Genomic DNA, 11,998 nt, shown 5'->3' with positions numbered 1-11,998 from the left:
CAAGTACCTTCAAGATGCTTGGGTATAAAGCAAAAGCCCTAATGACGTCAGTAGCATGTCATCAGGGCTTAATTATTTTGACTGGGTTACTTAACAAAGGGCAACTAAATGGCTCGCACTGCAGCGGCGGCGATGATCCCTGCGGCAATGGCTGGTAAGGGCTTTTTGACAATGAGCATCACAACAGCTGTGGTAAATAGAGCCGTTCTAGCTCCAGCATCGCCTTCTACCGCAAGTGGAGCCAATAGGGCGACTAATACCGAGCCTGACATCGCGGTAATAAAACGTTGAACGCGTTGACTAATTGGAATAAATGACATCACATACACGCCACCCCAGCGTGTCATTAGAGTCACAAGCGCCATTGCAATGATAATCAGCAGCGTGCCACCTACGCTTGTTTCGATGTTCATGCTTTCTTCTCCTTCCAACACGCGCCCAAAACCCCACCTGTAATAGCGCCAACCACGACGTGGCTATTTTCTGGTAAATACCAATATGCAAGCATTGAGGAGGCCGCGGCAGTGGCCCAAATAGCAAAGATACGTAAGTTTTTAGGACCAACGACTACCATGGAGAGTAAAAAACACCCCATGACCATATCCAGTCCAAGGCTTACTGGATCTTTGATGGCATTACCAAAGTAAATACCGATCCAAGTGCCGATAATCCAAAACGACCACATGGCAATGCCACCGCCAAGCAGCAAACCAAACCCAGGTTCTTTCCTTCCGAATGCATTAAGAGCCATTGCCCAGTTTGCGTCCGATGCGACCAGCATCATGCTATATCGCTGAGTTGGTGGCAGCTGTCGCAACCAAGGGTAGAGGGTTGCGCCCATGAGTAGGTGTCTCGCATTGATGGCAAAGACCGTGATAAGCACAGGAATCAGCGGCACTTCCGCTCCCCACATATCTAACGTGGCAAACTGTGAAGCACCCGCGAAAACCAGTGTGCTCATTAGCATGGTAGGAAAAGCATCAAGCCCGGTTTGTACGGCAGCAACGCCAAATGCGAGGCCAAATATCACCACAAAAAAGGAAAGAGGCAAAAGTTGGGTGAATCCATTCCAGACGTCGAGACGAGTAAACTTATGTAATTCAGTCGAAGAAGGTTGAAGGTGTTGAGTTTTTTCTGTCATAGAGGTACCTAGCCAGCAGGCAAAAGGGCAGAGCCATAGAAGAATTTTGTTATTCTTTTGTAAACTGCATATTTAACATCAATTGCGAGGGCTTTCAAACACAACGAGAAAGATAAAATGAGCCATAGTGACAAAGAAAACGTTGAGGATTAACGTTTAATGAGCAACTTGGTCACGGAAATAACGAGAAAGCGAGCATGCACTCGCTTTCTCGTTCCGTCAGGCATACGCGAGAGGGGCTATTTTACATAGACGCGAGGGTTCGTCGTACCCCAGACTGTGTATAGTTCTGGGAAGATAACCTCGGCATGTTTTTCCATTTCAGCTGCGGAGATAGTTTTACCTTGCTGCGCGCCAAATAACACCACTTCAGATCCAGGAGTGACATTTTTGATGTCTGATACATCTACCATGGTGGTGTTCATAGAGGCCACACCAGCGACTTTCGCACGTTGGCCATTGATGAGCACTTCTGCAGTATTCCCCATTTTTCTCGGATAACCGTCAGAGTAACCAACCGGAATGTTTGCCATCACGCTTTCTTTGCTTGTTCTGTAACTGCTGTCGTAACCGACAGTGCTATTTTCTGGCAGGTGGTGAAGTGATGCTACGCGCGTTTTGAAAGACATGATAGAAGGGTATTCAGGGTTAGTTGGCAGATCACCATATAAAACGCCACCTGGACGAACCATATCGAGCTGTGCTTCTGGTACATTGATCGCGGTATACGAATTAGCAACGTGCAACAGAATGTTTTCGCGTTTCAAGTCAGCTTCTTTCATCAGCCATGTAGAGCTGTCTTTGAATGAGCTGAGTTTTTCGCGCACTTCATCTGCGTTATAGTTAGGGAAGTGAGTCATGATACCAACAATATTAACGCCCGCTTGTTGAGTGATATCTAAAGCTTCTTGCTTGCCTTCTTGAGTGGTCATATCAACGCCATTACGTCCCATACCACCATCGTTTAAAGCTAGGTGAACTTTGATTTCTTTATCAGCTTTCTCGGCTAGTTTAGACAGTGCTTTCGCTTGCTCAGCAGTACCAATAAGCTCTTCAATATTTAGGTCCATTGCCGCTTCGATTTCACCTAAGTCAGCCGAGCGTACACGCATAAGTTGGCCTTTAAAACCGCTGTCTCGGACTGTTCTTGCTTCGGCATTACTGGCAATCGCAACACAAGGGATTTGTTGTTCGATAATTGTTGGCATGAGCCCAGCGATGCCATTGCCGTATGCGTCTGCCTTCATCACGGCACAGATTTTAGTTGTTCCATCCATGTGCGATTTAAATTGCTCAATATTATCGCGAAACTGGCCCAAGTTTATCTCTAGCCATGCGTTAGCGCTTTGAACTTGCTCTGCCTTTGCCGCGGCGTTAGTGATTTGGAGAGGGGCAGCAGTCGCTTGCATAGTGGGAGCAAAGATGGCAGTAGCAATGGTCAATGATAGTAAGGTTTTATTTAAGCGCATAAAGTCTCCGTACGCGTTTTTGTATTGATTATTTTATTGAATACAGGGAGTGCCTGAGGAAATAAAACGCCCCAAGTGATGGTATGGAGCGTTTTTAATCAATGGATTAGCTTAGTTTGAAGCGGCTCATCACATCTTGAAGAGAAAGAGATAGCTGGCTTAATTCACGACAAGCTTGAGCGGTTTGCTCAGAACCCTGTGAGACTTCTTGAGAGGCCAAATGTATGTTTTCAATACTGCGGTTAAGCTCTTCCGCTACTGAGTCTTGTTGATTACAAGCAGTAGCGATTTGGCTGCCCATATCTGAGATATCAGACATAGAGTGTTCAATATCGCTCATCAGCTGTTTTGATTGAATACCTTGGTCTGCACATTCTGAGATGCTGCTTCTCGAAAGTTCAGTGGCAGATTTTGCGTCTTTCGCGAGAGATTGTAGCTGTTCAATGATCGAAGTGATTTCGCTGGTTGAATCTTGAGTACGACCAGCAAGTGTGCGCACTTCGTCAGCCACAACGGCAAAACCACGACCAGATTCACCAGCTCGCGCAGCCTCGATAGCGGCATTAAGTGCAAGCAAGTTAGTTTGATCGGCAATCTCACGGATAACATCGACGATAACATTGATCTTGTTAGATTGTTGCTCTAATTCAGCCACCGTATCACCCGCGTTACCGATGACAGTTGCCACCCCTCCAATCGCATCCACCATGCTTTGAGTTTCGCGCACACCGTGTTGTGTGCGGCGGTTAGCCTCGTTCGCTTGGTTGGCTGAATCTTCAGTGTTCCGCGCCACATCGGCTACGGCTGCTTTCATTTCTGTCATCGCAGTTGCGACGTGAGTGATTTGCAGCTGTTGGTCTTTCATGCCGGATGCTGAAATGTCAGAGACTTGGCTCATCTCTTCAACCGCACTACTTAACTGGGTCACCGCTGCGATAACATTGTCGATCACTTGACGTAGGTCGTCTTGCATCTTAGTGGTGGCGTCGGCCAGTTCACCAAGCTCGTCATTACCGATTGCCTTACGATCAATATCATTCGATAAGTCACCGGTAGCAATCGCGTTTGCTTGTTCAACGACGAGTTTAAGCGGGCCACAAATCAGGCGAGTCAAGACGTAAGTCATTCCCACCATGATCAATAGAATTGTCACGTTGCTCGCGATCGATGAGTTGCTCAATCCGTTTATAGAAGAAAGGATATTGGTTCTGTTATTGTCCATTGCACTTTTAAGCAGTTGGATCAGCTCGTCTAACTCAGAGTCAACGGCTTCGAAAGCAGGTAAAGAGTTAACTAAGATAGGGTGGGCCTTGCTTTTGTCATTGGCTATCATCGCTTCATTGTATTGGTCCATAGTAACCAAGTACTTTTTCCACTGACGCAGCAGGCGCTGGAAGGTTTGCTGTTCTTCACCCGGCCAAACCGTCTCACCATAAGCGTCTAGCTCTTTACTGATTTTTTCACGCTCACGAATATTACTGGCGATTTTGTTTCTGATTTTGCCGGCATCTTCATAGGTGTAAGTGGCAAACTGGTCACGGCGCCATCGAGATAAGTCGTCTCTAATCGCATCGACTCTTTCCATTGCTGGGAGAGTATCATCAGTATAGTTTAATAGCTCAGTTTTGATGCTTTTGAGCTCTGTAGATAAAAATACGCCAAATGCAATGTTGACAATGGCAATGAGTATAAATGATAGCGATATCTTCTTCGCTATAGAAAGGTTCTTGATAGACATTATTGATATACCTTGTTTTTCTTATGTTGTGTCGTCAAAGCAAACCACGTCCGTATATGTGATATATGTCCCTAAATTACTGCAACAGCTGTAAAGTATCACTAATTAACGATGTTTTCGATAATGAATTGAGCTTTAAATAAAAATAAATACGTCAATAACTTATAAAGGTACGACCAGATAAGAGGTAAAGATGTTGGTAACAAAAGCTTTCTATCGATACCAAACGTGTTACCAAGAGTAGGGAATCATCTTGCCTCGGAGTCATAACAAGGTGTTTATTCAGAGTATCTAGCCCTGAATATAATGGCAGTTCGGCATGATAAGTGGATTAGTGGGTGTTTCTGCCTAATTGAGCGGAAATTGTACCGGCCGGAGTGTTTTTAAGCATTTAATTCAAAAGCAGCTGGTAGGTTGGTTCCTCTACCTATGGTGTTTAAAGCAACATACTTCATGAATTTCGGTTTATGAATAATGCGTTATTGGAATCGGGATATGTCATCAAGATAGGTTGAGTGAAGCCTGTCGGACCACCGATACAAGCAATACCTTCCTTTAGATGGTTTGATAATGTTGTACTGAGAGCAACTACTGAAACCGATGATAATGAAGGTGAGATTGAACTAGTTATTTATAGTAATCCCCCGAAATTTAATCAGAACGCTAAGTTAGAAGTTACGTATTAGCAACATAGTAAATATCTAATTTTTATCCACCAGATGGATAATAAGTACCTATCTAGTTGAATATCTGATTATTACCTAAAATTTGCTCACGATGCCACACACTAAAATCATACTAAATCTACTACTCCTCATTAATAATCAACTTTTTTTACTACTTCACCATTTTGTGTAGATCTTATAGTCAGAGTAGATAAGCAACGAGTTCCATTCATTCAATAGAAGCGAGGTAAGCTAATGAATCGAACGCTTTGGACTCATTATAACTTCACGGCTATGCAGTTAATTTTTAGTCTGTCACTTTCATTAAGCGTCAGTGCTAATACGTTAACGATGGGAGTTACAGGTCAAATAAAAGATCGTTGTGAAATAAATTTTTTTTCTGGCAACGTGATGACGTTTTCCGAGCAACACAATGCGCAATCGTTGCCGTTTGATATCTATTGCAACCGTCCTTTAGGTATGTCCATCAACTCTAAATATGGTGGCCTAAAACACCAACAGCAGGGGGTTGATATTATTGAAAATTATAATTTGTCATTACAAGTAGATGAGCTTCGCCTTCACGAATATCGGCATAGCAGTCAACTCATCTCACCAGTAATGATAGACAGTTCTGGTGTTATTCCTTTTTCTCAACAAGGGAATCTCAGGGTAACGCTCGAAAATAACTTGCGTTTTGCGGGTTATTACCAAGACGTTATTGAAATTGAAGTCTATCCTTCAATTCATAGCGTGACAAAGTAGGATTTCTGCAAGGCACTTGCAGATTAACAAACATAAGCTCAGCCGTATTCGAGCCAATAATCTAAGATAAAGGAATTTCTTATGAAAAAGCTAACACTCTGTGCAGCAGCAGTCACCGCTATTTTTGGAACTCAAGTTCACGCCGCACCTGGTGATGTACAATTAGTTGGTTTTGTTTCTCCTGTATGTGAAGTTACAGGTCTTTCAACACAACTTATTGACTTTGGTAACGTATCTCAAATTCAAAACATTTCTGTTGGTGGACTTAGCATGAAATGTAATGACGTTGATGGTGCAACTGTGACATTAACAAGTGCAGAGGGCGGTCTAGAGTCCGATGATAATGAAGACTTCGCTCTTAAATACGACGCAACGTTTAACCCTTCAGGATTACCTTCATTTACACTTAATGCACCTGGTGGCCCTGGTCTGAATGATGTTTCAGTCAGTAATGCTTATGGTGGTTCCGGATCATTGGCTACTGGTGTAGCTGCAACCATTGATATCGCAACTACAGAGACCTCTCCATGGGCAGGTGGCTATTCAGATACTTTGACAGTAAATATTACCTCTAATTAGAGGTTTATAAGTAGGAGACTTATTTAGTCTCCTACTTTAATCTTAATTAACCGTATTTAATTTGGAGCTCACAATTATGTTTCGATGGATCGTTGTTTGTTTATTGTCATTTACTTGTGTGTTCGCACATGCTTTCAAAGTAGAGCCAATGTCTGCGGAAATGACGCCTCTCGGAAAACGAGCTCAAATGACGATGCGGGTCGAAAACACATCTCCCGAACAACTAACCGTTGAGTTATATCCATTGTTTATGACAATGAATGAATACGGTAAAGAAACGATTACGTCTGCTGAAGATGAGTTATTAGTAATCCCAGTTACCGCAATTATTGAGCCTGGTCGGTCACAATCAATAATGGTTCGGTATTTAGGCGATCCATCAATCACTGAATCTAAGGCGTATCGTATCGCTATAAAACAAGTAAAAGTCCAACGAGCGAGCAGCGATCAAGGGCAGGTAAGTCTTTTACTTCAGTTTAATACGCTTATCAACGTGCGTCCTCAAAACACAGCAGCTAAGTTAGAGGTGAAAAGTATCAAACAAAACGACAAAAATGATAAGTGGCTCCTTGAAGTGATGAATAGCGGTAATAGTTATGGTCGGTTAACCAACACTACTTGGAAAGTTTCCGATGGTACACAGTCAGCTTACTTACAAGGAGTAGAAATAGCTAAACGTATCCCTGGAACGTTAGTGCTTCCGCATTCCACCCGTTTTTTTGAAATGCAGCCACTTGAAGATTTCAATGTGAATACCCTGTCGATTGAAATAGAACAGGATAAGTAATGCGTGCGATGAAACGTTATATTTTTGGGGGGCTCGTTTGTTGCGTTCTTTGTGCAAAAACGTTTGGGGTGACACTGTCCCCAACAGTTATTGAACTTAATACTGACCACAGGACAACATCGCAACTGGTTGTTACTAACAACTCAACACAAACGCTCCCTCTTGAAGCCAACGTTCGCCGTTTGGAGTTCCGAACAAATGGCACTTTTAAAACATCGGACTTACCGAATGAAGAAATACTGGTGTTTCCACCTGCTGCGATGTTAGCACCCGGTGAGCGGCAAGTATTCCGTATACAATGGTTAAGTGAAAGTTCACTCGAAGCGTCTCAGAGTTACTTCATTCGATTTAGTGCAGCAAACGTCAACCAAAACAACGCAAAAACCGAGAAGTCTCTTGGTTTATCTACTTTATCTACAGGTATTAACTTACAAATTCATTATAATGCTCTTTTGCACGTTCATTCATCTTCGCTCAAGCCAGATGTGACACTGCACATAGGTGAACAGGGCAACCTGACGCTCACAAATTCAGGGACGCGATTTACCTATACATCGTTACTTCATTTTTCGGGGCTTGAATCTCTCAGCCCAAAAGTACATGAAGCTTTAGGTGAGCAATTTATCCCACCACGTTCTACTATTATTTTATATTCCTCTCTAAATCATTTACCAGTGGGCACCTACCATGGGCATGAAAACTGACTTCTACTATAAAATAAAGCATTGGTTACATATTCTAGTCTTGTTGCTTTTTGGTTATGTCATTCTAACTTTCTCCGTACTGAGTCAGGAAATTGTGTTGAACCCGACAGGACGAGATATTCAGCTGACATCTTTACTAAGGATAAGTGACACAATATTAGGTGAAGCAGATATTACTATTACTGCAGACAACCAAGTTTTGTTACCAAAAGAAAGTACACTTTCTCTTCTTTCTTCCATCGTGACTCAAGAAGGTATTAAAAATCTACGCGCCACAACGGACAATGAAATGCTGTCGCAACGCCATTTCGAGCACGCAGGATTAGGCCTTAAGTTCGATATTTCTTCATTAGAATGTATTATTACTGTACCGCCAGAGTTAAGCTTAATACAACAACTTTCCATGCGTGCATCAGACGATTTTTATAATTATTCTGAGCCAAGTACGTTTAGCGGGTATCTTAATGTCTCCCTGTCCGCTAATGAAAGTCGATTTATCGAGGAAAAGTCATCTAGAGAGGATCTATATCGTAGCCAATTCGACTCGGCACTCAATATTGGTGATTTAAACTTTGAGTATGAATCATTATTAGAAAATAGTTCCAAACAAAACTCTAAATACGTGAGAGAAGGCTCACGCCTTAATATAGACTCTCCTGAACAAGGAACACGACTTGTACTCGGTGACATGTACAATAGTGGTCAAGCCTTTCAAGACGGAACCGACATTCTTGGTATTGGTATTACTCGTGATTTTACACTTATTCCAACCAGAAACGTACGTCCACGTGCGAATCAATCATTTACGCTTCAAAGAGCTTCAAATGTCGATGTTTATGTTGATGGTATTGCAGTGCAGCGATTAACCTTAGGTGCTGGTAGTTATAACCTTAGCGACATACCACTTGCACAGGGTAGCAATGATATCGAATTAGTCATTACCGATCGTTCAGGTAATGAAGAACGCATCGAATTTTCTATTGCGACCGGAAACGACTTATTAAATAGCGGTGAGTTTGAATATAGTGTTATGTATGGAGCACCGTCTGAAATCCAGAATGGAAAATTAGAATACCTAACCGATGAACGTATTTTTCATGGTTATATTGATGTTGGCGTTTCACCTTGGTTAACGTTAGGTGTCAATTCCCAAACCCGTGAAGATTTATCTCAATATGGCGCTATAGCACTGGTCGCTTCCGCATGGGGCGTCACTGAGTTAAATGTTTCACACAGCGATCATCCAATTTTCGGACGTGGTGATGCATATAAAGTTGCGTTCGATGCTGAGTTTTCTCAAACGAACACATTAGAGCCACAGCTGAGTTTCAGTTACGAATATTTAACCAATAGTTTTACCGGTGTAACTGGGTTTGACGCTTCCGACAACGATATAAATTTAACAACCCACTATGCTTCTGCGTTCGGTTCCATTTATCTTAGCCGTTCTTTACGCGCAGCCATGACCCTCAACTATCGCTCTGGCATCGACGAAGAAAATGATTATTGGCTTATTAGTCCGAGTCTATCGGCCGGATTATTTGATACGCCAGCTACTTGGAGTGCGCGTGTTAGCTATCAACATAACGAAAGTGGGGGCGATGACATCAGTTCCACGTTCACAGTAAGCTGGCCGTTCAGCAGACAAACACGTGTTGTTGGTCGTTATTCAACAGAGCTTGATGAGGTAGCATTAGATTACAGCTATCAAAATAATATTGGCAATACTGGTGGTGTATCAGCTTTTGCCAGTGCCATTACTAACAGAGAAAATGATGCCGATATGGATGTAGGTGTTAACTATACTGCAAACCGTTACGAATTGAATGCGAGTCATACTTCGCGACTGGAGGATATAAGTGGCGACACACGAAACCATAGCACTGACATTAAAATAAGCAGTGCTCTTGCATTTTCAGGTTCATCCGTAACGATCGGCAGACCGGTTCGTGAAGCCTTTGCCATTATCAGTAAACACGATAGTCTCGCAGAGAATGAAGTTGCTATCGACCCTACTAGAGATGGCGAGCATGCACGCGTTTACCTTGATGGTGGCGCAAGTGCCATGGTCCCTGACCTTGTTGCTTATAATAGTCAAATCATCAGTTACGAGGTAGAAAATTTACCACCAGGGTATAACTTAGGTGATGGTGCTTTTTGGGTTAAGCCAGGGTATAAAAAAGGATTCCAGCTACAGATAGGCTCCGATGCTGTATTGACAGTTATTGGTAAACTATACGATCGTCAAAGTAACAGTCCTATTTCACTTGTAGCAGGCTTTGCTCAGTATCTTGGTAAAACAAAACAATCACCGATTGAATTTTTTACAAATCGTAACGGCGTATTTGCGATATCTGGATTAAAACCTGGACAATATCAGCTCATACTCGATACTAAAGAACAAGAGTCAGTCATCATTAACCTCAGTGAACGCAGTGACACTTTGATCAGATTAGGAGAGCTGTATGTGGATTAAACGACTTATGTGTATTGCATGGAGTTCACTTGCCTTAAGCAGTTTTCCTTCTGCCCTTGCTTGTGAGGCTAGCTCATTATCTATTCAACCAGTATCAGCACAATCACAATACGACGTCTTTAATGCAGGTACTTTCGCAACGATAAGTACTTATCGCATTAGCGCAAATATAATCGGCGAACAGTGTAAGCTGAACTTAGTTTTACAACTTGATGACACGAGCCGATCGTTAAAAGGTTCAGCTCAAGATAAACTAACATTTGAGTGGAGTGGACAATTTGGTACGTCGGTGGCTAATCAATGGCATTTATCCTTAACCGACAGTCAACCTTCGGCAACGGTACAAATGCGCTTCCCTAGCAAACAATGGTTAACATCAGGAACTTATCGAGGTCTTTTGGAGGTTTATGGTAATAATCAAATAGAAATTAGCCCTAGCTCATTACCTATCGCCGTAAATGTACCGTCGGCTGCGAAAATTCATTTTTATGGGTTACAGCAACAACACTATGATCTTGATTTAGGAACATTATATTCAAACAAAATCATCAACTCATCACCCAACCTATGGGTTCAAAGCAATACTGCTTACACTGTCGTTGTGGAATCATCTCATCAAGGAATGTTACGACATGAGTCTAATGACCCAAAATGGGACATTCCATATCAACTTTCTCTCGACAACGATAGAGTTAGCCTTAAGCAGCTTGATGCACGAATTCAACGTCATGCAGCTACGGTTGGCCAACCGATCTCTTTAAGTTTTGTTGTTGGTGAAACAGTGAACAAACCAGGGGGCCGATATGATGATACATTACAGATTTCCATTGAACCTCGCCTTTCGCAGCAACCATAAAGCTGTCAAATTATTAAAAATAACTAGAAATATATCGTTCCTTTGTCTACTTTTTATAATTAAATACTAGAGTTACCAATTTAGGGGTTGAAGATGCATTCCGGTGAATATAAAAATAATAAAAAAAACAAGTTTAAGCATATACTTCTGATTGGTGATAATTGTATTAACAATCAATTCATTCAACGAGAAATAGAAAAAAATAGTTATTTTTCACTTAGTAGGACATGCATCTTGGACATCGAAAGGTCAAGTAAGCCTAGATCCTCCGACGTCGTTCTAATTAGCTATCTTGTTTTGAGCGTTATCAAAGATATAAATGTAACCTTATCAAAGGTTACATCCAATAAATGGGTGATTTATGATTTCCCAAAAGATATTGTGGGTAAAAGTATTGCAGAAATGCAATTTATCAACTTCATGAATTTAAAAGGTATTATCTATCAAGATGCACCTATAGAACATCTTACACGTTGTTTGAAAACAGTATGTGACGATGATCTATGGCTGCCGAGAAAACTAATGTCTCAGATGCTATCTAATTTACATCCTTATGCGATTCACTCTCAAGAAATTCTATCAAACCTTACTAAAAGGGAAATACAAATATTTAAACGTATCATTGAAGGGAATTCAAATTTGGAAATATCAGAAGACCTATTTATCGCTGAAAGTACTGTAAAAACGCATATATATAACATATATAAAAAGCTCAACGTTACCAATCGTAAAGAAGCAATTCAAAAGGCTATGTGTATTAAGAATTTATATTTTGCCTCAAAGTCTGACCTGAAAACATGAGGAATTGAGTTAAACGT

Annotated in this window: 11 protein-coding genes; 7 read left to right on the top strand and 4 right to left on the bottom strand. The window is 41.7% G+C overall.

The window, feature by feature from the left end; genetic code table 11:
- Positions 1 to 104: 104 nt before the first annotated feature.
- The 4 genes from AC3D28_RS14795 to AC3D28_RS14780 all read right to left on the bottom strand — a co-directional run bounded on the left by AC3D28_RS14795 (position 105) and on the right by AC3D28_RS14780 (position 4,348).
- Positions 105 to 413, bottom strand: coding sequence for an AzlD family protein (locus tag AC3D28_RS14795; protein ID WP_488536508.1), 309 nt, complete (start codon positions 411 to 413; stop codon positions 105 to 107).
- Complete coding sequence (locus tag AC3D28_RS14790; RefSeq protein WP_488536507.1) at positions 410 to 1,141, bottom strand: AzlC family ABC transporter permease; 732 nt, start codon at positions 1,139 to 1,141, stop codon at positions 410 to 412. Before AC3D28_RS14790 ends, AC3D28_RS14795 begins: the two co-directional genes overlap by 4 nt.
- A 239-nt stretch (positions 1,142 to 1,380) precedes the next feature.
- Positions 1,381 to 2,610: an alanine racemase gene (gene alr, locus AC3D28_RS14785; protein WP_098413999.1), complete on the bottom strand. Its 1,230-nt coding sequence runs from the start codon at positions 2,608 to 2,610 to the stop codon at positions 1,381 to 1,383.
- Between the two features lie 106 nt (positions 2,611 to 2,716).
- On the bottom strand, positions 2,717 to 4,348 hold the full coding sequence (locus AC3D28_RS14780) for a methyl-accepting chemotaxis protein (RefSeq protein ID WP_098413998.1): 1,632 nt from the start codon (positions 4,346 to 4,348) through the stop codon (positions 2,717 to 2,719).
- Positions 4,349 to 5,268: 920 nt separating this feature from the next.
- Here AC3D28_RS14780 and AC3D28_RS14775 point away from each other — a divergent pair.
- The 7 genes from AC3D28_RS14775 (at position 5,269) to AC3D28_RS14745 (ending at position 11,981) form a co-directional block, all read left to right on the top strand.
- The gene (locus tag AC3D28_RS14775) at positions 5,269 to 5,778 is read left to right on the top strand and encodes a hypothetical protein (RefSeq protein ID WP_488536506.1); all 510 of its coding nucleotides are present in this window, start codon (positions 5,269 to 5,271) and stop codon (positions 5,776 to 5,778) included.
- A gap of 81 nt (positions 5,779 to 5,859) precedes the next feature.
- Complete coding sequence (locus AC3D28_RS14770; protein WP_098413997.1) at positions 5,860 to 6,357, top strand: hypothetical protein; 498 nt, start codon at positions 5,860 to 5,862, stop codon at positions 6,355 to 6,357.
- 76 nt (positions 6,358 to 6,433) lie between these two features.
- Positions 6,434 to 7,144, top strand: coding sequence for a fimbrial biogenesis chaperone (locus AC3D28_RS14765; protein WP_488536505.1), 711 nt, complete (start codon positions 6,434 to 6,436; stop codon positions 7,142 to 7,144).
- 8 nt (positions 7,145 to 7,152) lie between these two features.
- Entirely contained in the window at positions 7,153 to 7,848 is a 696-nt protein-coding gene (locus AC3D28_RS14760; RefSeq protein WP_488536817.1) for a fimbria/pilus periplasmic chaperone, read from the top strand.
- A gap of 91 nt (positions 7,849 to 7,939) precedes the next feature.
- Positions 7,940 to 10,324, top strand: a complete 2,385-nt coding sequence (locus tag AC3D28_RS14755; RefSeq protein ID WP_488536816.1) for a fimbria/pilus outer membrane usher protein — start codon at positions 7,940 to 7,942, stop codon at positions 10,322 to 10,324.
- The gene (locus AC3D28_RS14750) at positions 10,314 to 11,180 is read left to right on the top strand and encodes a hypothetical protein (RefSeq protein ID WP_488536504.1); all 867 of its coding nucleotides are present in this window, start codon (positions 10,314 to 10,316) and stop codon (positions 11,178 to 11,180) included. The genes AC3D28_RS14755 and AC3D28_RS14750 overlap by 11 nt, the downstream gene beginning before the upstream one ends.
- Before the next feature lie 93 nt (positions 11,181 to 11,273).
- Positions 11,274 to 11,981 carry a helix-turn-helix transcriptional regulator gene (locus AC3D28_RS14745; RefSeq protein ID WP_488536503.1) on the top strand — a complete coding sequence of 236 codons (708 nt, stop codon included), beginning with the start codon at positions 11,274 to 11,276 and terminating at the stop codon, positions 11,979 to 11,981.
- Positions 11,982 to 11,998 lie beyond the last annotated feature (17 nt).

This window comes from Vibrio sp. TAP-3B (assembly GCF_057784735.1).
Note: the sequence above shows the minus strand (reverse complement) of the source record. Positions and strands in the feature narration are given on the sequence as shown.

Excerpts from the sequence above, each read along its gene's own strand:
- AC3D28_RS14780 (WP_098413998.1), bottom strand. The coding sequence starts at position 4,348 with ATGTCTATCAAGAACCTTTCTATAGCGAAGAAGATATCGCTATCATTT.
- AC3D28_RS14795 (WP_488536508.1), bottom strand. The coding sequence starts at position 413 with ATGAACATCGAAACAAGCGTAGGTGGCACGCTGCTGATTATCATTGCA.
- AC3D28_RS14760 (WP_488536817.1), top strand. The coding sequence starts at position 7,153 with ATGAAACGTTATATTTTTGGGGGGCTCGTTTGTTGCGTTCTTTGTGCA.
- AC3D28_RS14790 (WP_488536507.1), bottom strand. The coding sequence starts at position 1,141 with ATGACAGAAAAAACTCAACACCTTCAACCTTCTTCGACTGAATTACAT.
- AC3D28_RS14770 (WP_098413997.1), top strand. The coding sequence starts at position 5,860 with ATGAAAAAGCTAACACTCTGTGCAGCAGCAGTCACCGCTATTTTTGGA.
- alr (WP_098413999.1), bottom strand. The coding sequence starts at position 2,610 with ATGCGCTTAAATAAAACCTTACTATCATTGACCATTGCTACTGCCATC.
- AC3D28_RS14765 (WP_488536505.1), top strand. The coding sequence starts at position 6,434 with ATGTTTCGATGGATCGTTGTTTGTTTATTGTCATTTACTTGTGTGTTC.
- AC3D28_RS14745 (WP_488536503.1), top strand. The coding sequence starts at position 11,274 with ATGCATTCCGGTGAATATAAAAATAATAAAAAAAACAAGTTTAAGCAT.
- AC3D28_RS14775 (WP_488536506.1), top strand. The coding sequence starts at position 5,269 with ATGAATCGAACGCTTTGGACTCATTATAACTTCACGGCTATGCAGTTA.
- AC3D28_RS14750 (WP_488536504.1), top strand. The coding sequence starts at position 10,314 with ATGTGGATTAAACGACTTATGTGTATTGCATGGAGTTCACTTGCCTTA.